This window comes from Candidatus Mikella endobia (genome assembly GCF_900048045.1).
Taxonomy (GTDB): domain Bacteria; phylum Pseudomonadota; class Gammaproteobacteria; order Enterobacterales; family Enterobacteriaceae; genus Mikella; species Mikella endobia.
In genome coordinates this window covers 1-26,470 of sequence record NZ_LN999831.1, presented here as the reverse complement: position 1 = coordinate 26,470, position 26,470 = coordinate 1, and the positions used below count along the sequence as shown (strand labels likewise).

Sequence of the window (26,470 nt, the reverse complement as noted above, 5' to 3'; positions counted from 1 at the left end):
TTATTTTTTATCTTTTACTTCTTCAAACTCAGCATCTACCACGTCATTTTCTGCTTTAGAGTTGTTATCTCCGCTTCCTTTTACTTCATCTTTATCCTTTTGTTGAGCTACTTCTATCAACTTGCTAGATAATTGAATTACAGTCTGTATTTTAGCTTCAATATCAGACTTATCTTCACCTTTCAGCGAAGTATCTAAATTTTTTAGTGCTTCCTCAATAGCTTCTTTATCATTTACTAATAGTTTATCACTAGATTCTTTTAGTTGTTTACGAGTACTATGTAGTAAATGATCTGCTTGGTTACGAATTTGTACTAACTCTTCAAATTTACGATCAGATTCTGCATTGGCCTCTGCCTCTTGTACCATTTTCTTAATTTCTTCCTCTTTTAGACCTGAAGAGGCTTTAATAGTAATTTTTTGTTCCCTACCGCTATTTTTATCTTTAGCAGATACGTGAAGAATACCATCAGCGTCAATATCGAATGTTACTTCAATTTGTGGAGTACCTCGCATTGCAGGAGCAATTCCATCTAAATTAAATTGACCTAAAGATTTATTATCTACTGCACGTTTACGTTCCCCCTGTAGTACATGTATAGTTACTGCGGATTGATTATCTTCTGCAGTAGAAAATACCTGGCTATGCTTTGTAGGAATAGTAGTATTCTTAGAAATTAGCGGAGTCATAACGCCACCCATAGTTTCTATACCTAAAGATAATGGGGTAACATCTAGTAACAGTACATCCTTAACATCACCAGCAAGTACTCCACCCTGAATTGCAGCACCAATCGCTACCGCTTCATCAGGATTAACGTCTTTCCTGGGTTCTTTACCGAAAAATTCAGTAACTTTTCTTTGAACTAGAGGCATACGAGTTTGTCCTCCAACAAGAATAACATCTTTAATATCGGAGACAGATAGACCAGTATCCTTTAAAGCTAATTTTAACGGTTCAAGAGTACGATTAACTAATTCTTCTACTAGTAACTCTAATTTTGCACGAGTTACTTTTAAATTCATATGTTTAGGACCAAAACTATCTGCTGTAATGTATGGTAAGTTAACATCTGTCTGTTGCGAAGATGAGAGTTCTATCTTAGCTTTTTCAGCAGCTTCTTTTAAACGTTGCATGGCTAAAGGATCGTTACGTAAGTCAATACCCTGATCTTTTTTGAATTCATCGACTAAATAGTTAATTAAACGACTATCAAAATCTTCACCACCTAAATGGGTGTCGCCATTAGTAGAAAGTACTTCAAATGTTTTTTCGCCATCAACATCATCAACTTCAATAATTGAAATATCAAAAGTTCCTCCTCCTAAATCATAAACTGCAATAGTTCTGTTGCTTGTTTCTTTGTCAAGACCATATGCTAAAGCAGCAGCAGTAGGTTCATTGATAATACGTTTCACGTCCAATCCAGCGATACGTCCTGCATCTTTAGTTGCTTGTCGTTGTGCATCATTAAAATAAGCTGGTACAGTAATAACTGCTTCGGTAACTGATTCACCCAAATAATCTTCTACAGTTTTTTTCATTTTTTTTAAAATTTCCGCAGAAACCTGCGGAGGTGCTATTTTTTGACCTTTAACTTCTATCCAAGCATCACCATTATCTGCAGCTATAATTTTATATGGCATAATATTAACATCTCGCTGTACTTCATCATCTTGGAACCGACGGCCAATTAAACGTTTGATAGCAAACAATGTATTCTTAGGGTTAGTAACTGACTGACGTTTAGCCGGTTGGCCAACTAGAATCTTACCATCCTGAGTATAAGCAATAATAGAAGGAGTAGTACGATCTCCTTCGCTATTTTCAATTACGCGAGGTTTATTGCCTTCAATAATCGCAATACAGGAGTTAGTTGTACCTAAGTCGATACCAATAATTTTTCCCATCTAAACATCTCCACTAAAAGTTTAATTTTGTTGTGGTTATAAATCTGATATGCGTCCTAAAATAAACTTTTCAAGTTTTTGCTAACCGATTATTTCAAGTTTCACAAAGTAAGACGCCTATAAAATAGGGTCATGCTTTCATGCATCAAGGTGGTAAAGGTAAACCCAGAAAAATATAACATAAATGAGAATAACCAAGAAAACATGGTTTAATAATAATTTAAACTAATATAATAAGATTAATTATTAGGGGTTAATTGACTTTTTAATTTCAGATGTTTATTGTTTGTGATGTTTATCATGCCGATATAGCTCAGTTGGTAGAGCAACGCATTCGTAATGCGAAGGTCGTAGGTTCAACTCCTATTATCGGCACCATTTTTAATAATATAAACTGTACTTTAATTTACTTAACTTTAATTTCCATATGAAAACATACTTAATAGTAACTAAATAAACTTAGCTTTGATAATAAAAAATTTAAAGTCTCTTAAAACATTTTAAGCATAGATTTTGAATCTTGATAAGTAATTAAATTATTACTAATTACTGAGTTGGTAACATATTTATGTTGTTCGATAATTTTTTATTACTATAATTTTTCTGTTAGATAAGCAATCTTATGTATTTTAGCTAAATTTTATTTAAGAGCGATGTTTGTATGATTTTTTATATGAAAACTATATATTGCTTGCTATTAGGAAAATAGATTAGTTAATTTTTATTGAATCTCTTTTTCAGTTGTATCTAGTACATATTGAAAGACTTAATTAGATACTAAAAATATCTATAAATTTTTTAATAAAGATAAAATTATTTAAAATAACTACTTTTTTAGTTAGTAAATAACGATACATAAAAATAAATCATAGAAACTTACTAGGCTAATAAAAATAATCACACACTATTTCTTATGACAACATATTTATCTTACTCAGCACTAGTAACTGAGAACTATTTTGCATACTATTTAATCTTGGTGGTTGTTATGTTAAAGAAATGACTACAACTTTTACTGCTTTGCTTGATATTTATTTATCTTCAGTTTAGCTCTCCTAATAGAGCTTACTGCATATGTGATGATAATAAAAACAAAGCAGGAATGGTAACACTTTAATAGAATAGAGTTACTCTAGATGCTAGAGTAAAAATTGGTTCTTATGCTTGTACAGGTTTGTTGATAAATTTATTCAATTTTACGTCTATATTCCTGGTTTGAAGTATCGTTATAAAGTGGTTTTTCAAGCGCTGTTATTCAGATAATAAAAAACGTAACTACTTCTTCTTAATTAGTGAAAACGACGATAAAGGTGTTTATCGTGCTAATTGTAAATTATAATATCAACGTATAGTTAGTGAATAGATTAATATCTGCATACTTAAGATAAAATCTAATAAAATAATAACGTATACAACTATTTATAGTTGTTTATATTTTTTAGTATCCCCAAAATAATGAAAGAATTACGAAACAACAGTATTATCACTATCTTATTTTACCGTTCTACATGCAAATATTATCCAATACCAACTACTGGATTAGAGAATTGTTTCCTCAAAAAATAAAGAAAATCTAGATGCAAGAACTAACATTTCATCCATAAAAATAAAGTATTAATCTCAGTACCAATAATAAATATTTCATGTTTCTGGGGACCAAACCTCTCCAGTCAATAGAGCATATATGCTACTTGAGAATATATAGTGTGTGCCGTGCATCCAACAAGCGGAACAGCTGTATTGGATTGAGTGGATAGGTAGGTAAATCGAATTCAAGCTTTAGTACCATTTAATTTATGGATACTAGATATTAGAAAAAAAACACTAAACACTCCCATTGTTAACTATGATACTTTTTAAGTTCTTATGTGCTTTTTTATATGCGTATTTATAAATAAAAACAAAAATCAGTAACTTGATAGCACTTAAGAAATTTAAAGATAGTGTGGGTTATTTTTATCTTGCGTATCTAGGTTATTTTTTGATAAATTAATTACTACAGTAAGATATCATCTATTTTATATAGAAAAGGAGTCTACCTAACAAGTTATTGTTTTTACTTAGGATAAGTAAAATGTGGGTCGAAAATATGCATTTTCTTCTATCGCGAGGTATCTTTGGTGAAGCATAATTTGTTGTAATTGTTTACAATTACAGTAATAATATTATCGCTAGCAGTAATTTATATACTATTGCGTTAGAAATCAATAGTGTTTGGATTCTAATCAGCAAGACCTCCCTGACGTCACCAACATAAATTTACTCCTTCCAGCGGGATTATAGTTTTATGATATATTTGTTATTAAAGCTATATCTACGCTAATAAAACTAATACAATTAGCACAACCTATTTTTAGCTCAACATTTATGTAATTAAATAAAACTAATATAGCAAGCGCTATCAACAAAACAAATAAATAAAAATTACTATATACTAAATGTATATTCACAGGTGTTGAACTAATGAGTGACATTTTAACATATAACAGCAATTAACCTACCTCTATAGGATACAATATGTTCATTAACAAACAAAGTAATTTTACCTCTAATATGTATTTAGTACCTATGATAGTAGAACAAACTTCACAAGGAGAGCGTTCATACGATATTTTTTCGCGCTTGTTAAAAGAACGTATTATATTCATGACAGGTAAAATTGAAGATTATATGGCAAATTTAATTATTGCACAGATGATGTTTTTAGAAGCAGAAAGTCCGGAAAAAGATATTTATCTTTATATAAATTCTCCAGGTGGAGTTATTACAGCTGGAATGTCAATTTATGATACTATGCAATTTATAAAGCCTGATGTAAGTACTTTTAGTATGGGACAAACAGCCTCTATGAGCGCTTTTATTTTAACTGCTGGGGCAAAAGGCAAGCGTTTCTGTTTGCCTAATTCACGGATAATGATTCATCAACCTTTAGGCGGTTTCTATGGACAAGCTACTGATATTAAAATTCATGCTAAAGAAATCTTAGAGATTAAGGATAAAATGAATCAATTAATGGCTAAGCATACAGGTCAAGCTTTAGAAGTAATAGAGAGAGATACTGAACGTGATTGTTTTCTTTCTGCTTCTGAGGCAGTAGACTATGGATTAGTAGATTTCGTGTTAAGCAAGCGCGTCTAATGATGGCTGGAAAATTAAATTATTTAACTATTAATTGAAATTGTACGTGAAAAACGTTATCTATTTAACCAGAGACAAGATAAAAACAAGAGGTTTACTTTACTGATGACAGATAAAAGCAAAAACGTTTCAGAAGACAAGCGGCTATATTGCTCTTTCTGCAGTAAAAACCAAGATGAAGTGCAGAAACTGATCGCTGGAAAGTCAGTATATATATGCAATGAATGTGTTGCTTTATGTAATGATATTATTCGCGAAGATATAGAAGTTACACTTCGTAGTGAAAGAAGAGTATTGCCAACGCCCCATGAAATAAGGAATTATTTAAATGATTATGTTATCGGTCAGGAGCAAGCTCAAAAAGTACTTTCAGTAGCTGTATATAACCATTATAAGCGTTTACGAAATGAAAATAACAGTATTGAAATTGGTAAGAGTAATATATTATTGATTGGACCTACAGGTAGCGGTAAGACTTTACTAGCAGAAACTCTTGCACGTGTTTTAGATGTTCCTTTTATTATCGCTGATGCAACTACACTAACAGAAGCAGGATATGTAGGTGAGGATGTAGAGAATATTATCCAAAAATTACTGCAAAAATGTAATTATGAAGTACACAGAGCACAGTATGGGATTGTCTATATCGATGAGATTGATAAAATTTCTCGTAAATCTTATAATCCTTCCATTACCCGTGATGTATCCGGAGAAGGAGTTCAACAAGCACTTCTGAAACTTATAGAAGGCACTATTGCTGCAGTTCCCCCACAAGGGGGACGAAAACATCCTCAGCAAGAATTTATTAGAGTAGATACTTCAAAAATTCTATTTATTTGCGGAGGTACTTTTTCTGGTCTAAATAATATAATCGAGCATCGAACTCTAACTAATAGAGGAATAGGTTTTAGCGCTTCAATTAAAGAAGGCTCAAAAACCATTAATGAAAGTGAACTATTAGCGCAAGTGGAACCAGAAGATCTCATAAAGTTCGGTCTTATTCCAGAATTTATTGGCAGATTACCTGTGGTAACTACGTTAAATAAATTAAGTGAAGAATCACTAATTAAAATCCTGTATGAACCAAAGAATGCTATTACTAAACAATATCAAGCATTATTTAAGATGGAAGGGGTAGAGCTTGAATTTCACGCAGAAGCTATTACAGCTATTGCTAAAAAGGCTATAGTACGAAAAACAGGAGCACGTGGTCTACGTTCTATTATGGAAAATATTCTTCTAGAAACAATGTATGAACTGCCTTCTAAAAAGAGTGTTGAGAAAGTTATTATTGATGAATCAGTTATTGCTGGTAAGTCAGAGCCGTTGTTGATATATAATCATAGCGAAAAAGAACAGCAGAAATCAGATAAGTAACTAGATATTATTCATTAATAGCTACTGTTGAATATAAGATATTTGATCTTATATACTAGATAAGATGGTACTTTATTGTTAACCTAAAAGTTAGTAACTACAGGTTTTTCATATCTTACAAGATATGGTGTAAGTTAAACTAAGCTAAGAGAGAGCTAGCTATATGAATCCCGAATGTTCTAAGCGTATAAAATTTCCCGTATTGCCTCTACGCGATGTGGTGGTATATCCATATATGGTAATTCCGTTGTTTGTAGGTAGGGAAAAATCTATTCGGTGTCTTGAAGCAGCAGCAGTAGGTAATGATAAAAAAATCATGCTAGTAGCTCAAAAAGAAGCATCAACTGATGAACCTGGAATTGATGATCTGTTTTTAGTAGGAACAGTATCTGCCATTTTGCAAATACTAAAACTAGCCGACGGCACAGTAAAATTATTAGTTGAAGGTTTAGCCCGTGCACGTATTAAAGATTTAGCTGATTGTGGGGATTACTTTACCGCTGAGATAGCTTATTTTGAAGCTACCCAAATAAATAATGATAATGAACGTAAAATATTGGTACGTACAGCTATTAATCAGTTTGAAGGATATATGAGTTTCAATAAAAAAATTTCTCCAGAAATTTTAACATCATTAAATAATATTGATGATGCTGTCCGCCTCGCAGATACTATCGCTGCTCATATACCCCTAAAGCTAACTGATAAACAATCAGTGCTTGAAATGACTTCTGTAACAGAACGGTTAGAATACTTAATCGCGATGATGGAATCAGAAATTGATCTACTACAAGTAGAGAAACGTATCCGCAATCGTGTGAAAAAACAGATGGAAAAAAGTCAAAGAGAATACTATCTGAATGAACAAATAAAAGCTATTCAGAAAGAATTAGGTGATATGGATGAAACACCAGATGAAAATGAAGTTTTTAAGCGTAAGATAGATACTGCAAAAATGCCTAAAGAAGCACGTGAAAAGACCGAAGCAGAACTTCAAAAATTAAAAATGATGTCACCGATGTCTGCAGAAGCCACAGTAGTACGGGGATACATAGACTGGATGCTATCGGTACCTTGGTATTCGCGTAGCAAAGTTAAAAAAAATCTCACTAAAGCACAAGAAACTTTAGATCGAGATCATTATGGATTGGAACAAGTTAAAGAACGTATTTTAGAATATCTTGCTGTACAAAACAGAATAAGTAAAATAAAAGGACCTATTCTTTGCTTATTAGGTCCTCCTGGAGTAGGTAAAACCTCTCTAGGTCAGTCTATAGCTAAAGCTACAGGTCGTAAGTACATTCGTATGGCTTTAGGTGGTGTGCGTGATGAAGCTGAAATACGCGGACATCGCCGTACTTATATTGGCTCTATGCCTGGTAAGTTAATTCAAAAAATTTCTAAAGTTGGAGTAAAAAATCCATTATTTTTGCTTGACGAAATAGATAAGATGTCTTCAGATATACGTGGTGATCCAGCATCAGCGTTACTTGAAGTATTAGATCCTGAACAAAATGTAACTTTCAACGACCATTACTTAGAAGTAAACTATGATCTTTCTGATGTAATGTTTGTGGCAACTTCTAATTCCATGAATATTCCCGCGCCACTATTAGATAGGATGGAAGTTATACGTCTTTCTGGCTATACTGAAGATGAAAAACTTAATATTGCCCAACAACATCTGTTATCTAAGCAAATAAAACGTAATGCTTTGAAAACAAACGAGCTTAAAATAGAAAACAGTGCTCTAGTTGGGATAATTCGTTATTATACTCGTGAATCAGGAGTTCGTAGTTTAGAGAGAGAAATATCTAAAATTTGTCGTAAAACAGTAAAAACCTTACTAATGAATAAAAGTATTAAAAATATGGTTATTAGTGCCGATAATCTTAAAAAGTTTTTGGGTGTTCAGCGCTTCGATTATGGTCGTGCTGAAAATAAAAATATACTGGGTCAAGTTACTGGTCTAGCGTGGACTGAAGTTGGCGGTGATCTGTTGATTATTGAAACAGCATGTGTTCCAGGTAAAGGTAAATTAATATATACTGGTTCACTTGGGGAAGTAATGCAAGAATCTATTCAAACAGCAATGACTGTAGTACGTGCTCGTGCTGAAAAACTGGGTATTATTCATAATTTTTATGAAAAAAACGATATTCATGTACATGTTCCGGAAGGAGCGACACCTAAAGATGGTCCCAGTGCTGGAATAGCAATCTGTACTGCAATGGTATCATGTTTAAGCGGAAATTTTGTGAAAGCTAACATAGCTATGACTGGTGAAATTACCCTTAGGGGGTATGTATTACCTATCGGGGGTTTAAAAGAAAAACTATTAGCAGCGCATCGAGGTGGTATAAAAACTGTACTTATACCTTTTGAAAATAATAGAGACTTAGAAGAGATGCCTACTAACGTAATAAAAGACTTAAATATTCATCCAGTACAGCACATTGATGAAGTTCTTCATTTAGCACTACAAAATAATCCTTTCTAATAATTGAAAGAAGTAAGCAAAGTAAAGTTTAAATTATTTAAAAATAAAAGAAAAACATCTGTAACTTCAATAAAGTGTTTCTACAAAAAATAGAGACGTATTTTATTTACATTTAATTTTTAATAACAGTTATATATTGTATAAAAATTATAACATTTGTTTAAGCTGATACAAAACTTTCAATGCTTGAAGTGGTGAAATACTATCTAAATTTAAATCTTTCAACTTTTTAACTAATGTAGAATTTTCAGGCTGTAATAATGACATTGGCAATTTTTCTATGCTGTTTATTGTTTTTTCTTGAGTAATTATTTCCAATTCTTGTAGTTTTTGACGTGCGCGTTTAATTATTTCTCGTGGTACTCCAGCTAACTCGGCTACAGAAATTCCATAACTTTTATTAGCAGCTCCATTTTGTACATTGTGCATAAATGCAATTTTATCGCCATATTCTATAGCGTCTAGATGCACGTTGACTACACTCTTTATTTGATCAGGCAGAATAGTCAATTCAAAATAGTGCGTAGCAAAAAAAGTAAGAGATTTTATACAGCTAGCTAAATTCTCGGCGCAAGCCCAAGCTAGCGCCAGCCCATCATAAGTAGAAGTGCCCCGGCCTATTTCATCTATTAATACTAAACTATGATGTGTGGCGTTGTGTAGAATATTAGCAGTCTCTGTCATTTCTACCATAAAAGTAGAACGACCTGAAGCTAAATCATCAGCTGCACCTATTCTGGTAAAAATCTTATCTATCGGGCCTATAATTGCACATTCAGCGGGTACAAAACTACCAATATATGCTAATAGCACAATTAAAGCATTTTGACGCATATAAGTGCTCTTCCCCCCCATATTAGGACCGGTAATAATAAGCATACGTTGTTCATCAGATAACATTAACGAATTAGCAATAAATGGTTCTTTTAAAATACACTCTACTACTGGATGACGACCACCATTAATATATATCCCAGTTTTAGAGTCGAAAGTAGGACAAATATAATTCAAAGTTTCAGCACGCTCAGCTAAGTTACATAAAACATCTAACTCTGCTAGTGCCTCAGCGCTTTGCTGCATTGTAGCTAAATGAGGTAATAGTAAATCAAATAATTTATCGTACAGAGCTTTTTCTAAAGCTAGAGCCTTACTTTTAGCAATCAATACTTTATTTTCAAATTTTTTTAATTCTGGAATAATATAACGTTCTGAATTTTTCAATGTTTGACGACGAACATAATTACTTGGCACTAAATGGCTTTGGTTACGACTTAACTGAATAAAATAACCGTGTACAGTATTAAAACCAACTTTGAGCGTCTCTATTCCAGTTTTTTCACGTTCACTCAATTCTAGATTAGTTAGATAATCTGTTGCTCCAGTTGCAATACTGCGCCATTCATCTAGTTCTGTATTATAACCAGGAGCGATAACTCCGCCATCACGTATTAAAACAGGAGGAGACTCTATAATAGCTTGTGATAGCAAATCAAACAACTTTTCAAAATCACCAATACGGTTAAGTAATTGATTTAAATTAGTATCTTTCTTTCTCTGTAAAAGATTCTTAATTGATGGAATCTGTGCAAAAGCGAAACGCATACGTGATAAATCACGCGGACGCGCTGAACGTAAAGCTAATCGTGCTAAAATTCTCTCAAGATCTCCAATTTGACGCAGTAACGGCTGTAAAGATGATATTTCATCATTTATAATATGAATTATTTTTTGGCGAAAACTTACTGTAGTAAGATTTCTTATTGGCATGTGCAGCCAACGTTTCAGCATTCTACTGCCCATGGGAGTAACTGTTTTATCAATAACATCTACTAATGTATTTTTACTACCGCCGCTAAAATTATGTGTAATCTCTAGATTACGTCGTGTAGTAGCATCCATTAGAATAATTTCTTGTTTATTCTCTAACGAAATAGTGTTAATATGTGGTAAAAAAGAAGTACATTGAGTATTTTTAGTGTATTGTAATAAACAACCAGCAGCACATAAAGCTAGCTCTGCTTGATCAATACCAAAACCAGTTAAATCATGTGTACCAAACTGCATAGTTAGTTGTTGGCGGGCAGTCTCTAGTTCAAAATCCCATAATGGACGTCGGCGAATCCCGCGTCGGTGTTCAATTAACGCTATATCCTGAAAATTTTCAGGATATAGCAACTCTGCAGGATTAGTACGCTGTAATTCTGCTGCCATAACTTCGCGATCTATTTGTTCTGATATTAAGAAACGACCTGAAGTGATATCTAAAGTAGCATAACCAAACCCCTGTGGTGCTTGCCATATAGCTGCCAAAAGATTATCCTGACGTTCGTTTAATAATGATTCATCGCTTAAAGTACCAGGAGTAACAATACGTACTACACGACGTTCCACAGGACCTTTGGTAACTAAATTACTATCTATTTGTTCACAGATAGCTATCGACTCTCCCAAAGCTACTAGTTTTGCCAGATAATTATCTACTGCATGATAAGGTATCCCAGCCATAGGAATAGGCTCCCCAGCAATAGTGCCACGTTTAGTAAGAGAAATATCCATTAACTGTGATGCTTTTTTAGCGTCATCATAAAATAATTCATAAAAGTCTCCCATACGATAAAATAACAAAGCATCTGGGTACTGAGCCTTCAACTTTAAGTATTGTTGCATCATAGGAGTATATGAATCTAAGTCTTTAGTATTAATTAACATATAATATATTTTCTTTGAAAGTAAAATATTCTGGTAGAAAAGAGAATTTTTTTAAAAATTTCAGTAAAAACTATTGCAATAGAGAAAAATCTGCTATTTGCAAGAACAGATTATGAATTTGTGATAGTAACGTTAGGCGGTTAATTTTAACCTTGTTATCTTCTGTTATTACCATAACATTATCAAAAAAATTAGCTACAGGCTCACTTAATGACACTAGCTCCATTAATACTTCTTGATAGCGTTTAGTATCAAACAATGGTTGTAATTTTTTACTTATCACACTCAAATAGGTAGCTAAATTAATTTCTGCAGGATCCTTAAGGATTGAGATATTAAGACCCATAGATACTATCTGTTTATCATATTTTGCTAAAATCTTCGATATTCTCTTATGTACTACAGCTAATATTGTAGCTTCTTTTAAAGAACAAAAAGAAATAACAGCACGTACACGAGCATCAACATCTACTAGGCAAGTAGTAGGAGAACTTGCAAAAACAGCCTTAATGATATTCACATTGTATCCCTGAGCATAATACCAAGTACGAAAACGGCTCAAAATAAAATCGATAACATCATTTACAACCGAATTATTGTTTAACTTATCTCCATAAAAACTAATAGTTTTTACTGTAAGCGTTTGCAGATCTAGAGACAATTTTTTGTCTACAATAATACGTAGCACACCTAGAGCAATACGGCGTAGTGCAAAGGGATCTTTATCTCCTCTAGGAGAAAGGCCCATACCAAAAATTCCTATTAAAGTATCCATTTTATCTGCAATAGCTACTGCACAAGATACCAGTGTTGTGGGAAGAGCATCTCCAGAAAATCTAGGCTGATATTGTTCTTTTTGTGCTAACGCTACTGCTTCTGGTTCGTTATCGTATCTAGCATAATGCATACCCATAACGCCTTGTGTTTCAGGAAATTCAAAAACCATATTAGTTATTAGATCGCATTTAGATAACAACCCAGCTCGCGCTGCCTGTTGCACATCGGCTCCAATACGACTAGCTATCCAAGCTGCTAAAGATTGTACACGTTCACTTTTATCGCGTAGAGTACCCAGATTTTTTTGGAATAATACTGAATTCAGACCTATAAGGCGATCTTCCAGTCGCTGTTTACGATCTTTATTAAAAAAGAATTCAGCATCTGCTAAACGTGAACGAACTACTTTTTCATTACCAGCAATAATTTGCTGCGGATTTTTTGATTCAATATTAGCAACAAATATAAAATACGGCAATAAATTTCCAATTTTATCATATACTGGAAAATATTTTTGGTCTTTTTTCATGGTACAAACTAGCGCCTCTGCAGGTACAGATAAGAACTTTTCTTCAAATCTGGCAGTAAGTACAACTGGCCATTCTACTAATGAAGTAACTTCTTCTAACAAGCTATCGTTCAAATCAGCTACACCTCCAAATTTTTTAGCTGCATATTCTATATTTCGTCGAATTGTTTCTTTACGTTGAAAATAGTCAGCCATTACTCTTCCACGATTAACAAGTACTTGCGGATAATAATTTGCGTTATCAAGAAAAATTTCTTGCTCTCCCATAAATCTATGGCCAAGTATAACTCTACCTATCTTAATACCAAAGATATTACCAGAAATCAGACGATCATTTAAAAGTAACGTTACGGTACGCAACGGCCAAATAAATTGATTATCATTATCACTCCATCTAATAATTTTTAAAATAGATAATTTTCCTAACGCATTGCTAACTATACCACATAATAAATCTTGCACTGGCTTACCCTTTACTATAAAATAATGAATTAATTGTTTTCCTTTTTTAGTCATTAAAAATTCAGCATGGTTAAGAGTAATGCCGCAATTCAGCGCCCATCTCTTAGCAGCTGTAGTAGGATTGCCTTGAGCATCAAAAGCTTGTGTAAAGGTGGGACCTAAATTTTCTCTCTTGTTATCTTCTTGTATTTCATTTATAGCAGCGACCTTAACAGCAAGTCTACGTGGCGTTGCAAACCAACTTATTTCTCCATGAAAAATCCTTTTGATATCAAGTTCACAGTGAATATTTTTAGCAAAAGTTTCAGCAAAATTACGCAACATTTTTGGTGGCAGTTCTTCTGTACCTATTTCTACTAGAAAATTATTTGTTGTCATAGTTCTCTTAATTTTTTATTTGTGGCACCTAGGGAATCCTAGCGCTTCTCTTGAAGCATAGTAAGCTTCCGCTACAGATTTAGTTAGTGTGCGAATTCGTAAAATATAGCATTGGCGTACTGTAACTGAAATGGCTTTACGGGCATCTAACAAATTAAAACTATGCGCGGCCTTGAGGATACGCTCATAAGCCGGCAACAGTAAAGGATTTTCTAAAGAGAGCAAGTTTTTTACCTCTTTTTCGTACTGTTCAAAACAATAAAATAAAAAATCAATATCAGCATATTCAAAATTATATGTTGATTGTTCTACTTCGTTTTGATGTAATAAGTCACCGTAAGTTATACGACCTAATATTCCATCGCTCCATACCAAATCATAAACGTTGTCGACATCTTGCAAAGACATAGCTAAACGTTCAAGTCCATAAGTAATTTCTCCTGTAACAGGACGACACTCTAGACCTCCTACTTGCTGAAAATAAGTTAATTGCGTAACTTCCATACCATTTAACCATACTTCCCAACCAATACCAGAAGCTCCTAATGTAGGATTTTCCCAGTTATCTTCTACGAAACGTATATCATTAATTTTGAGATCCAAACCAAAATTATTTAGAGAATCCAGATATAATTCTTGGATATTTTCTGGAGAAGGTTTCATTATAACCTGAAATTGATAATAATGCTGCAAACGATTAGGATTTTCCCCGTAGCGTCCATCTTTAGGACGACGAGAAGTCTGTACATAAGCAGTAGCAATAGGTTCTGGTCCCAGTGCTTGCAAACAAGTCATGGGATGGGATGTGCCAGCACCTACTTCGATATCTAGTGGCTGAACTAGTGTACAACCATACCGTACCCAATATTCCTGAAGAGTTAGAATTAATCCTTGGAAAGTTTTTAGATTAAAATCGAGCATATGAAATTCACATATCTAAAAGATAAATATTATTATGTAATACTAGTTAAGCTAAATAAAAAAGCCCATTAAATCAATAATGGGCTTACTATTTTCAAATAGTTCTTCTAACTGTAAGATAAAAGCAATTGTTATTTAATATCTAAACTACGATCTTGAAGTACCGAATTTTGTTTACTATTATCACTAATAGTAATATGCCGTGGCTGCATTGATTCTGGAATATGACGTTCAAGCTGAATTTGAAGCAATCCATAAGCAAAGTTAGCTTTTTTAACTGTCATATGCTCAGCTAAAGTAAAACTGAGCGAGAATTCCTTACAAACCATACCTTGATGTAAATAATGTATTTCTGTATTCTCTAATACAGGTTTTCCTTTAATTGTTAAACGTGGACCTTCTAATTCAATAGATAATCCTTCTTTTGTAAAGCCAGCAAGTGCTATAGTAATACTATAATGGTTATCATCATTTTTTTCAATATTATATGGAGGATAACCTATCTCTTCGCGATCATCTTGTATATTATTAGCTAGCTTATCAAAACCAATCCACTGATTAAATAATGGAGAAAGCTTGTAATTAAGCATATTATTTTATTAACTCCTTTTGCTTTATATAAAGCATAAAAAAATCTACTAATTTATTTTATTTCAATACGGCGCGGCTTTAATGTATCTGGCACTATTCGTTCTAAATCAATAAAAAGTAAACCATTTATTAAATGCGCACCTTTTATTTGTATAAATTCAGCTAACTGAAATTTGCGTTCAAAATTACGTTCATCTATGCTTTGATATAAATAATTAATTTTATTATGTTCGCTAGCGTGAACTCCTTTTACCGTCATAATATTGTCATTGGAGGTAATTTCAAGTTCGTTTTCAGCAAATCCTGCAACTGCAATAGAAACACGGTACTTATTTTCGCTAACCAATTCAACATTATAGGGAGGATAATTGTTGCTGCCCTGATTTTGACTGGCTTCTAACAAATTAACTAAACGATCGAACCCAATTGCAGATCGGTACAGCGGTGAAAAATCAAAATTACGCATAGCTTAAAACCTCCAAAAATTCAATAGAGGGTTTAATAACCTTCTTTTTATATTTATAAGCAATAACTGAGAACATCATTAACTATAAAATAGTCATTTTAATATATTTTTCAAGGTATAATTCATAAAAAATATTTTAGTTGCAAAAATATCAGATAAATATCATACATAAATTGTTTCTCACAACAACTAAAGATGAGATATACTATATATTTTAGTAGTAACCAGCAATTTAAAATAAATTTTTATTGATTCATTTTATATTTATATAATTTGTTATTAAGAATACAATTTGCTTCTAGAACAATAAAAAGCAATTATAGAAAACTGTTCTTAACCAGAAAGGCATGCTATTTTATTTGCTTCGTACTCATAAATTTAGTAAACTGATATCTTAATTAAGAATTATATTTCTACTAAGTTAATACATACAGGTGGTTTTAATAAATAAATATTATGTTAACTATCAACGCTGAAATTCGTAAAGATAAAGGTAAAAGTGCCAGTCGTCGTCTGCGGTTTTTAAACAAAATTCCAGCTATAATTTATGGAAAATTTAAATCACCTATTGCTATAGAGTTAGCTCATGATATTAGTTTAACAACTAAAATGCATGATAATACTTTAATAATAATTATTAATGGTAAAGAAAATATAGTAAAAGTAAAATCAATACAGTATCATCCTTTTAAACCCAAAATTACTCATATTGACTTCATTAACGTTTAAATAGTTTTGGAAAACATTTTTTCTTAATTAAGTTTTACAATTAATAGTTATTATGGTATATTACATAATTGTTATTTTTTAATAATTGCCAAAATTAACTGATAATATATCTTAATACGGCATGTGGCGCAGCCTGGTAGCGCACCGTCATGGGGTGTCGGGGGTCAGAGGTTCAAATCCTCTCATGCCGATTAATATCTTTTAAAAAGATACTCAAACGTAATAACTATAGACACTTTACTGGTTTTGGAAGACCAGCTATTTTTGTAGCTTGATTTGCAGGACCCTTAAAAAACAAACGAAACAAATAACGGCTATTTCCTTTTTTATCACCATAAGCTTTAGCCATGGCTGTAACTAACATTCTAATAGATGGAGAGGTATTATATTGCAAATAAAAAGACCTGACAAAATAAATAACTTCCCAGTGAGATTCGCTAAGATAAATTCCTTCAAGACGAGCTATTTCTATTGCTAGTTCCTCGCTCCAATCCTGATATCGAATTAAATATCCTTGTGCATCAGTACTAATTTCTGTTCCTTTAAAATACATAAGTACTTATTACTTATCCTATAAGTATAAAAGCCCCGTAAATAACTAATTAATTGTCGTACAGATCCTCACAAACTAACAAAAATATAGAAATACATATAAAATTACAATTTTATGAATTTAGTTTTTATCTTGTATATAATTATCATCAAATAGCACTAGAAGTAAATAAACATTATTCTAAATAGATAGCAGTTAATTACATAAAATATTAACTAACCATATGAAATGCTGTAATTATTATAGATAAAAATTATCTATACTTTCTAGTAAGAAAAAATATGCATAAAAATAAAATTTATATTCAATGAAGTAATAATGAAAGATTCATAGCAGCAGTATAACAAATAAAAACAATAAAAGCAAAAATTATTATAACACTTGTTAATATGTTTGAAACACATATCTATTAGAAAATACATAAAATTAGTTTTAAACATAACGTTATAAAATAACTACGTTACATAGTGCCAAAAGCATCTTCAGTGACATAGAAGTTAATTTTAGCAGTATGACGATATGCTGGAGTAACTTAACAGAAATAACAAAAAAAATACATAATTTATTAACTTATAAAAAAAATTCTTATGAGCATTATTTACTATAATAAGTATAAAAATTATCTTTACAATTATATTAGCTTTAATTTATCCTGATTATAAGGAGGAGTGACCGAGTGGTTTAAGGTACCGGTCTTGAAAACCGGCGACGTGCAAACGTTCTAGAGTTCAAATCTCTACTCCTCCGCATATTTAAATTAAATATAAGAGAATATGTAATAAATTTATATTGAAGTAAATTTTTAATAAAATAGATGCGTATCTAATTTCAATTGATGTTATTAAATATAATTAATATTTTAATATTAAATAGAAATTCATTTCTAATTCTTAATTAAAAGATTACCATCTTCTTCTTAAAACAAGAAGTTTATTGCTACTATTAGAGAATTATTACTAAATGATATAATATTAAAAATTAAACAATCATTTCTCATTAAAAAATGAATGGAGCCTCATTAAGGTATCTTACATGCACATAACTTGTTGCTACTGCTTCTTTCTAACATACAAGTTAGTGTTAAGCATCTATTAACATAATTATTTAAAATGCATATGAATTAATGTCAATTAATATTAAAATAATTTTAATTTATGTAATAAATGCTGCTTTAGTAATCAATTCTTATTGGCTAATAACTACTTGTTACTAACTGGTATATGAAAACGTTTATTAAAACGATTCACACGACCACCAGTATCAACAATACGTTGTTTACCAGTATAAAATGGATGGCAAGCCCCGCATACATCCAAGTTTATATTGTGTCCCAGAGTAGAATTAATCCTAATTACATTACCGCAAGAACAATTTGCAATAATTTCTACGTATTGAGGATGGATATTTTTTTGCATAAAAAACCTCTTTAAGACTGTATTACTTATAATAGACTATATTTATTTTCTAATAAAAAATCATTAAATAATTTAAAATATTGATAATCATTTTAAATAATACTAAAGATTATGCTGGATATGTTATTCGCGTATTATTTGATTATGGTATAAGAAGATGCTAATCGTAAATGTTGCATTACCTGTGCCGATAGCTAGAACCTTTGATTATTTATTACCTGATAATACTGCTCCAGTAGTTGGAGGTCGAGTACTGGTTCCTTTTGGTCATCGTCAGGCTATTGGTATCGTAATTTCTATTAAAGAGCACAAAGAACTCACTATATCTAAATTAAAAACTATCAGTAAAGTAATTGATAATCAGTCACTATTTTCTAATAGCCTTTGGCGTATATTAAATTGGGCTATTAGATATTATCATTATCCTGTTGGAAGAGTACTCTTTCATGCCTTACCTATTTTGCTACGTCAGGGAAAACCAGCTGAAATAACACCATTATGGCAGTGGGTTGCTACCGAGCAAGGACACAGTACTCTTCCCAAAAGTTTAAAAGTACCTAAACAGCAACAAGCATTATTAATTCTCTTGCAAGGTCCTGTGTATTGTAATCAAGTTAAAAAATTACAGCTAATAAATACTACACTAGAAGAATTACGCAACAAAGGATTATGTGATCTACGACTACAGAAAAAAAAATCATATGACTGGAGACCAAAATTTAGTGTAAACAATGAATGGCGGCATTTATATTTAAATACAGAACAATCTTTAGCTGTAAATTCAATACGTAGTGAGGATGACCGGTTTTTTGTATGGTTATTAGCTGGAATTACCAGTTCTGGTAAGACAGAAGTTTATCTCACCGTATTAGAACATATTCTAGCAAAAGGTAAACAAGCGTTAGTGCTAGTTCCAGAAATAAATTTAACGCCACAAACTATTGTACGTTTTCGCAAGCGTTTTAATGCTCCAGTAGAAGTATTGCACTCAGAACTTAAATCAAGTGAGAAACTCAATGTTTGGTTACAAGCCAAAAGCGGTGAATGTGCTATAGTTATTGGAACTCGTTCTGCAATTTTTACACCTTTTGCAAAACTAGGTATGATCATAATAGACGAAGAACACGATAGTTCTTATAAACAACACGAAGGTTGGCGTTATCATGCTAGGAATTTAGCCATTTGTCGTGCTAAAGAGGAAAATATACCAATCATTCTTGGTACAGCTACTCCATCTATGGAAACTCTTTATAATGTACAGCAAAAAAAATACCGACAATTAACACTAAGCAAACGTGCTGGTAAAGCTAAACCTACAGAACAACAATTGCTGGATATAAAAGGATTACCGTTGATACATGGTTTATCTGCACCATTATTAGAAAAAATGCGAGTACATTTACAAGTAGATAATCAAGTTATGTTATTTCTCAATAGGCGTGGATTTGCCCCATCTTTATTATGTCATGGATGTGGCTGGAGCGCAGAATGTAAACATTGTGATCACTCTTACACGCTACATCAACAACAGCGTCAGTTATTATGTCACTACTGTAATAGCCAACGTACTCTGCCGCATCAATGTTATCAATGTGGTTCTACTAAATTAATTCCAATTGGGTTGGGTACTGAACAGTTAGAGACCGCATTGAAAAATATATTTCCTAAAGTACCAGTAACGCGCATTGATCGCGATACTACAAAACGTAAAGGTACTCTAGAAATTTATCTAGCCAAAATACAGCACGGTGGCGCTAGAATTCTAATAGGCACTCAGATGCTAGCTAAAGGCCATCATTTTCCTGATGTAACGCTTGTATCGCTATTAGATGTAGATGGAGCGTTATTTTCCAGCGACTTCCGTGCTACAGAACATTTTGCTCAACTTTATACTCAAGTTGCCGGACGTGCCGGTAGAGCTGATAAGTGTGGGGAAGTTTTATTACAGACTCACCATCCGGACCATCCATTATTACAAACATTACTAAATAATGGTTATATGGACTATGCTAATCAAATACTAAAAGAACGTAGTCAAGCTGGACTACCTCCATTTAAAACTCATATTTTATTTCGTGCTGATGATCATGATAATCAACAAGCGGGATTATTTTTAGATAAAATTCGACAAGTATTAGAATCTAGTCCGTTACGTGATAATAGTTTATGGTTAATGGGACCCATACCGGCATTAGTACCTAAACGAGGAGGACGTTTTCGCTGGCAGTTGCTATTATCACACCCGTTGCGTCCTCAGTTGCAGCGATTTATTACCGCCAATTTACCATTAATAAATAACCTCTATCAAAATAGAAAAGTTAAATGGTCTTTGGATGTAGATCCACTTGACTGTTGACATAATTATTTAAATTTTCTTATATTTAATGATAAAAAATTTTCATGTACTAAATTTAGTTTAATCAAAAAATTTAATTCTTAATAAATATTATTTGTAATTAAGTAAAATATTAAGGATTATTTAAAGTAGAAACGCCAAGACTGATATCAATACCAGCTGAATTCTGATAACGGTTGCGGTCCCATTTTTCTTTAGTAAGAAGTATTGCGTTCTCATCGTCTAAAAAATACTGCAAAAATTTGATATTAGTGAAACAATATCTTTTGAAGATGATCGATATTTTTAGAATTATTATTCTCAATAGGTCAATAGTAATTAAACATAAAAAAGTAATCTTTAGGGGTAGCAGAGATATTTGAATGGTATAGTTATTAACTAATGGTTTCCGTGAAGTTACCGCATGCATCAAATATTTGAAAACATAACAATGAGCAATTTATTACTAACAACCATAGAGCTTCAAATACAAAAATATTTTGTTGTTTCTCTAATACCTATTGAAATAGATAAACTATTTATGCTATAATATTAAAAATATAGTTATTTATCAAATTCTTTTTAAGAAAAATTATCCTTGCAGAATATTATCGTTCAAAAATAACTATAGCACAAGCATAACGCTTTTCATCTGTCAAGGTAACATATATTCCAGTAATACCTAATTTTCTAGCCATTTCTTCAGCTTTAGCAAACAATTTTAACGAAGGTTTCCCTTGCGTATCATGGGAAATTTCAAATTGAGAAAAAGTTAATTCATTACGGATACCAGTCCCCAATGCCTTGGATGCTGCTTCTTTTACTGCAAAAAGTTTAGCTAAAAAACTTACTTGCTGATTATGCTGTTGATATTGTATCCACTCATTGAAGCTAAGAATTCTGCGTGCTAACTGATCTCCATAGCGAAAAACAATTGCTTCAATGCGTTGAATATCAACAATATCAATCCCAATGCCAAGAATTGCCAAGTAAAACACCTTATTGGTCGTAGAATAATTTTTTATCTATCTACTACTATATTTTATTTAAGGACACTAATGTAAGGAAAATTATTACCTATTGGAGAGTTTCTTTTTTGCATGTGCGCTAATGAGTGGTATATAATCACAGTTTTAAACTTCTAATAGAAAATTTTTTTAATATTCAGAAGTCTATATGAAGAAAACTTCCTTATGGAAGAAATTTCTGTATGTTTTCTCTTTAACTATTTTCAGTAAATTTATATATACTTTTGCGATGTGTAAAGAATTATTTTCAATAAATTTTTTGTTGACGATAAAATAATTATTTATCATCAAAATTATGCTGAATAGTAAATTCATTATCCATCCATCCTGATTTAACTTGTACCCAAAGTTTTAGATTAACTGGCGTCTCTAATATAACTTCTAGCTCCTGTCGAGATTTTACACTGATAATTTTAATTTTATTACCTTTATTACCTATAACTATTTTTTTATGGCTAATTCTAGCTACCAAAATCAATCCATGTATATCATATTCTCCTCTATTATTAGATTTAAATTTTTCAATTGCTACTGTAATTGAATAAGGAAGCTCATGTTTGAGAAAATTTATCAATTTTTCTCGTATAATCTCTGATGCTCTAAATTTTAGAGATCTATCAGTAATATAATTTTTAGGAAATTGGTATTTTGATACTGGTAGTAATTTGCGAACAATATTTTCTAATATATTGATATTCATACCATTTTTAGAGCATATTGGCACAATATCATAAAAATTAATCTTCTTACTAAGTAAGTTAATATAGGGCAATAAATTATTTTTATTAATGACATTATCTATTTTATTTATTACCAAAATTATAGGACAGCTAATATGCTGTAGTTTATTAATGACAATTTCATCGTCTACCATCCATTTTATACCTTCAACAACAAAAAGAACAATTTCTACGTTATTAATAGAACTACTAGCAATGCTATTCATTTTTTTTTCTTTAATATGCATACCTGGTGTATCTAAATAGATGGTTTGATAAGGATCATCGGTATTAATACCCATAATCTGATAGCGGGTTGTTTGTTGTTTGTTTGAAGTAATAGAAATTTTTTGTTTTAATAGTTTATTCAATAATGTTGATTTACCAACATTAGGTCGGCCTACTATCGCTACAAAACCACAATAAGTTTTTTTAGGGTTCATTCGATATTAAGAAGTTTCAGTGCTTGTTTTGCTGCATTTTGTTCAGCTTTACGACGGCTTAACCCATTACCTATTACAGTCTGTATTAATCCACTGACCTGGCAATGTATAATAAAATTTTGATCGTGCGCATCGCCATGTATTTGTACCATCATATATATAGGTAACGGTAAGTGACGTCTCTGAAGATATTCCTGCAACCTTGTCTTTGAATCTTTCTGTGTATCACCGGGAATTATTTTAGTTAAACGTGTTTGATACCATTTAAGTATAATTTTTTCAACTGTTTTAATATCACTATCTAAAAATACGCTACCAAACAATGCTTCTACTGTATTAGCTAATATTGAGTCACGGTAGAAACCGCCACTTTTAAGCTCTCCAGGCCCTAAAAGTAAACAATTACCTAAATTTAATTCTTTAGCTATTTCTGTAAGTGTCTTACCACGTACCAATGTAGCTCGCATCCGGCTCATATTTCCTTCATCAGCGTTAGGAAAACGCTGATAAATTGCATTAGCAATAACATAATTTAAGATAGAATCGCCTAAAAATTCTAATCGTTCATTGTGATTAATATTAGCACTACGGTGCGTTAATGCTTGTAATAACAGATCGTGTTGTTGAAAATAATAACCTATTTTTTTCTGGAGACTATTTATTAAGGTAAGATCCATATGTTCTTAATTATTTAACTATACGTAACATTATATCAGATGATATTAATATTTCATTAATTTTTATTGTGAGTAAACAACCATAGCATGATAATGCTTCGTAAAATACATAATTTAATAAATACTACCAATGCGATTAAATAGTATCGTAGCCATTGATCTTTCATTTTATCAAAACTCATCCAAATAATTGTTGCTTTACCAACTATATTTTTTCTGGTACGAATCTCTAATAACGGCTATCGGCGCTATTATCCCTGTTATCTACCATCATAAAATATGCACAACCAATGTTGCTATAGAGCAGCTGTTCTTCTGCGAGTAATAATTACTTATTTGATCGTCCTGGTAATGTCAAAATATTATACACTAAGCTACCTAATGATTCTTTATTTTGTCTTAAACGAATACCGTTATTAATATAATTAGGAATATGCATAAAGCTATTAAGAATTTTATGATGGTTATAATAAATATGTACAAACTTCGCTAGAAGTTCTTTTAATATGATAATTCGATAACATCGTGGCAAAATTTCATTTTCTTACTATGGAAGAAAATCCAACAACTCGTTGAATATAATTAAGTTTTTAATTTAGTGGATATTTAAAAACTACAATATCTCCACGTTTAGGAGAACTATTTTTAATGAGCTTTTTCTGTGTAATAGGGTTTTTCATGCCATAATAAAATTTGTTTACTAAAATAAAATTACCTACTAATAGCGTTGGCATCATCGATGCCTGAAGGGATTTGAAACGGTTCCCAAATAAATGAACGCACTAATAATACTGGAAACACCAACGTGCAAATAGTATTAGATATGATCTTTTTAAATATTATTTTTTAATATTTTGGAATAGTTTTGACAATTCAATACGTTGCTGGATGGTAGTATTGTATTTAGCAAATAGCTGAATGATAATAGCTTAAAACATGCTAGAAACCAAAGACTTACAGTGATAAGTGTAGTAATACGAAAAAATATCATTCATACAATCTCTACTTAGGATTGTTTTTTATTTTTACCTACTTGCAAAAGTGCTAAAAATGCTTCCTGTGGAAGCTTAACGTTACCCACATGCTTCATGCGCTTTTTACCTTCTTTCTGTTTTTGCAATAACTTTTTTTTCCTACTTACATCTCCACCATAGCATTTAGCAATAACATTTTTACGCATTTGCTTAATTGTGGAACGGGCTAGAATATTTTTTCCAATTGCTGCTTGAATGATAATATCAAACTGCTGACGAGGAATCAGCTTTGTAAGCTGATCCACAAATTCTTTGCCACGATAGAGTGCGTTATTTCGATGAATAATTAAGGATAACGCATCTACTCTTTGACCATTAATTAATATATCTATTCGCACCATATCTGAATTTTGGAACTTCTTAAATCCATAATCTAAAGAGGCATAACCACGAGAGGTAGATTTTATCCTGTCAAAAAAATCAAACACTACTTCTGTCATAGGAATATTATAAGTAAGCGCTATATGATTCCCGTGATATACCATCTTAATTTGCACACCTCGCTTTTCTATACAGAGGTTGATAATACTACCCAAATACTGCTTCGGTAGCAGCATATTACATTCAGCAATAGGCTCACGAATTTCAGCAATATTATTCATTGGTGGTAATTTAGACGGACTATCTACATATATCTTCTTATTATCAGTTGTTAGTACTTCATAAATTACTGTAGGGGCAGTAGTAATGATATCAATATTATATTCACGCTTTAGCCGCTCCTGGATAATTTCCATATGAAGAAGACCCAGAAAACCACAGCGAAAACCAAAGCCAAGCGCAGTAGAATTTTCAGGTTCATAAAATAACGAAGCATCATTTAGGCTTAGTTTACTTAGAGCATCACGAAACAATTCATAGTCTTCAGAACTCATCGGAAACAATCCAGTGTATACTTGAGGTTTTACTTTTTTAAATCCTGGCAATACCTTATCTGCCGGTTGATGTGCAAAAGTTAAAGTGTCACCAACTGGAGCTCCGTGGATATCTTTAATAGCACAAACCAGCCAACCTACTTCTCCGCAATTAAGTACAGCTAATTCGATACGTTTGGGGGTAAAAACCCCCATACTGACTGCGCAGTAAATTTGACCGGTACTCATTACTTTGAGTTTATCTCCTTTACGGAGAGTACCATTTTTAATACGTACTAACGATACTACACCTAAATAATTATCAAACCAGGAATCGATAATTAACGCTTGTAAAGATATAGATGGATCCCCTTTAGGGGAGGGGATATCACGTACTACTCTTTCCAGCACATTAAATAAACCTAATCCTGTTTTTGCAGAACAGCGTACAGTATCAGTTGCGTCAATACCGATAATATCTTCTATTTCCTGAGCAACACGATCTGGATTAGCAGAAGGTAAATCTATTTTATTCAACACAGGCACTACTTCTAAATTCATTTCTAGTGCGGTATAACAATTAGACAACGTCTGTGCTTCAACACCTTGTCCAGCATCCACTAACAGTAGAGCTCCTTCACATGCCGCCAACGAACGGGAAACTTCATAAAAAAAGTCTACATGTCCCGGAGTATCAATAAAATTTAATTGATAATACTGACCGTTAAGTGCCTTATATTTGAGCATTACACTTCGTGATTTAATCGTAATGCCGCGCTCACGCTCTAAATCCATAGAATCTAGTACTTTATCTGCCATTTTATAGTGACTTAAACCACCACATATTTTTATAAAACAATCAGATAAAGTTGACTTTCCATGGTCTATATGAGCAATAATAGAGAAATTGCGTATATTTTTCAT

General features: G+C 32.0%; 17 protein-coding genes, 3 tRNA genes and 1 pseudogene. 8 read left to right on the top strand and 13 right to left on the bottom strand.

The window, feature by feature from the left end:
* The gene (gene dnaK, locus A4A67_RS00100) at positions 1–1,911 is read right to left on the bottom strand and encodes a molecular chaperone DnaK (RefSeq protein ID WP_067568929.1); all 1,911 of its coding nucleotides are present in this window, start codon (positions 1,909–1,911) and stop codon (positions 1–3) included.
* 302 nt (positions 1,912–2,213) lie between these two features.
* Here dnaK and A4A67_RS00095 point away from each other — a divergent pair.
* From A4A67_RS00095 to lon, 4 genes are all read left to right on the top strand, one after another.
* Positions 2,214–2,289, top strand: a tRNA-Thr gene (locus A4A67_RS00095).
* A 2,139-nt stretch (positions 2,290–4,428) separates the two neighbouring features.
* Positions 4,429–5,049 (top strand): ATP-dependent Clp endopeptidase proteolytic subunit ClpP, encoded by a 621-nt coding sequence (clpP, locus tag A4A67_RS00090; protein WP_067568928.1) that lies wholly within the window; start codon positions 4,429–4,431, stop codon positions 5,047–5,049.
* A 105-nt stretch (positions 5,050–5,154) separates the two neighbouring features.
* On the top strand, positions 5,155–6,426 hold the full coding sequence (gene clpX / locus A4A67_RS00085) for an ATP-dependent protease ATP-binding subunit ClpX (RefSeq protein ID WP_067568925.1): 1,272 nt from the start codon (positions 5,155–5,157) through the stop codon (positions 6,424–6,426).
* A 163-nt stretch (positions 6,427–6,589) separates the two neighbouring features.
* Positions 6,590–8,926 (top strand): endopeptidase La, encoded by a 2,337-nt coding sequence (gene lon / locus A4A67_RS00080; RefSeq protein WP_067568923.1) that lies wholly within the window; start codon positions 6,590–6,592, stop codon positions 8,924–8,926.
* Between the two features lie 147 nt (positions 8,927–9,073).
* Here the strand turns inward: lon and mutS are convergent, their stop codons facing one another.
* The 5 genes from mutS to ibpA all read right to left on the bottom strand — a co-directional run bounded on the left by mutS (position 9,074) and on the right by ibpA (position 15,759).
* Positions 9,074–11,635, bottom strand: a complete 2,562-nt coding sequence (gene mutS, locus A4A67_RS00075; RefSeq protein WP_067568921.1) for a DNA mismatch repair protein MutS — start codon at positions 11,633–11,635, stop codon at positions 9,074–9,076.
* A 70-nt stretch (positions 11,636–11,705) separates the two neighbouring features.
* Complete coding sequence (glyS, locus tag A4A67_RS00070; RefSeq protein ID WP_067568920.1) at positions 11,706–13,781, bottom strand: glycine--tRNA ligase subunit beta; 2,076 nt, start codon at positions 13,779–13,781, stop codon at positions 11,706–11,708.
* Between the two features lie 15 nt (positions 13,782–13,796).
* Positions 13,797–14,702 (bottom strand): glycine--tRNA ligase subunit alpha, encoded by a 906-nt coding sequence (glyQ, locus tag A4A67_RS00065; protein WP_067568918.1) that lies wholly within the window; start codon positions 14,700–14,702, stop codon positions 13,797–13,799.
* Between the two features lie 131 nt (positions 14,703–14,833).
* Positions 14,834–15,292, bottom strand: a complete 459-nt coding sequence (locus A4A67_RS00060; protein ID WP_067568916.1) for an Hsp20 family protein — start codon at positions 15,290–15,292, stop codon at positions 14,834–14,836.
* 53 nt (positions 15,293–15,345) lie between these two features.
* Entirely contained in the window at positions 15,346–15,759 is a 414-nt protein-coding gene (gene ibpA, locus A4A67_RS00055) for a small heat shock chaperone IbpA (protein WP_067568914.1), read from the bottom strand.
* Between the two features lie 456 nt (positions 15,760–16,215).
* Here ibpA and rplY point away from each other — a divergent pair, with 456 nt between their 5' ends.
* Entirely contained in the window at positions 16,216–16,488 is a 273-nt protein-coding gene (gene rplY, locus A4A67_RS00050) for a 50S ribosomal protein L25 (RefSeq protein ID WP_067568912.1), read from the top strand.
* A 117-nt stretch (positions 16,489–16,605) separates the two neighbouring features.
* Positions 16,606–16,679 (top strand) — tRNA-Pro (locus A4A67_RS00045).
* Between the two features lie 35 nt (positions 16,680–16,714).
* Here the strand turns inward: A4A67_RS00045 and A4A67_RS00040 are convergent.
* The gene (locus A4A67_RS00040; RefSeq protein WP_067568905.1) at positions 16,715–17,041 is read right to left on the bottom strand and encodes a TusE/DsrC/DsvC family sulfur relay protein; all 327 of its coding nucleotides are present in this window, start codon (positions 17,039–17,041) and stop codon (positions 16,715–16,717) included.
* Positions 17,042–17,703: 662 nt separating this feature from the next.
* Between A4A67_RS00040 and A4A67_RS00035 the strand changes: the two genes are divergently transcribed.
* Positions 17,704–17,788, top strand: a tRNA-Ser gene (locus A4A67_RS00035).
* A gap of 452 nt (positions 17,789–18,240) precedes the next feature.
* Here the strand turns inward: A4A67_RS00035 and rpmE are convergent.
* Positions 18,241–18,456 carry a 50S ribosomal protein L31 gene (gene rpmE / locus A4A67_RS00030; RefSeq protein WP_067568903.1) on the bottom strand — a complete coding sequence of 72 codons (216 nt, stop codon included), beginning with the start codon at positions 18,454–18,456 and terminating at the stop codon, positions 18,241–18,243.
* A 157-nt stretch (positions 18,457–18,613) separates the two neighbouring features.
* On the opposite strand from rpmE, the gene priA reads away from it, so the two are divergent.
* Positions 18,614–20,812 (top strand): primosomal protein N', encoded by a 2,199-nt coding sequence (gene priA, locus A4A67_RS00025; RefSeq protein WP_067568901.1) that lies wholly within the window; start codon positions 18,614–18,616, stop codon positions 20,810–20,812.
* 587 nt (positions 20,813–21,399) lie between these two features.
* On the opposite strand, the gene acpS is transcribed toward priA, so the two are convergent.
* From acpS to lepA, 5 genes and pseudogenes are all read right to left on the bottom strand, one after another.
* Positions 21,400–21,780: a holo-ACP synthase gene (gene acpS, locus A4A67_RS00020; RefSeq protein ID WP_067568899.1), complete on the bottom strand. Its 381-nt coding sequence runs from the start codon at positions 21,778–21,780 to the stop codon at positions 21,400–21,402.
* A gap of 316 nt (positions 21,781–22,096) precedes the next feature.
* Positions 22,097–22,981, bottom strand: a complete 885-nt coding sequence (gene era, locus A4A67_RS00015; RefSeq protein WP_067568897.1) for a GTPase Era — start codon at positions 22,979–22,981, stop codon at positions 22,097–22,099.
* Entirely contained in the window at positions 22,978–23,658 is a 681-nt protein-coding gene (rnc, locus tag A4A67_RS00010; RefSeq protein WP_067568894.1) for a ribonuclease III, read from the bottom strand. The genes era and rnc overlap by 4 nt, the downstream gene beginning before the upstream one ends.
* 593 nt (positions 23,659–24,251) lie before the next feature.
* Positions 24,252–24,459 (bottom strand): annotated as a pseudogene (gene lepB, locus A4A67_RS01630) (signal peptidase I); the annotation flags it as partial.
* A 205-nt stretch (positions 24,460–24,664) separates the two neighbouring features.
* Positions 24,665–26,470 (bottom strand): translation elongation factor 4, encoded by a 1,806-nt coding sequence (gene lepA, locus A4A67_RS00005; RefSeq protein ID WP_067568891.1) that lies wholly within the window; start codon positions 26,468–26,470, stop codon positions 24,665–24,667.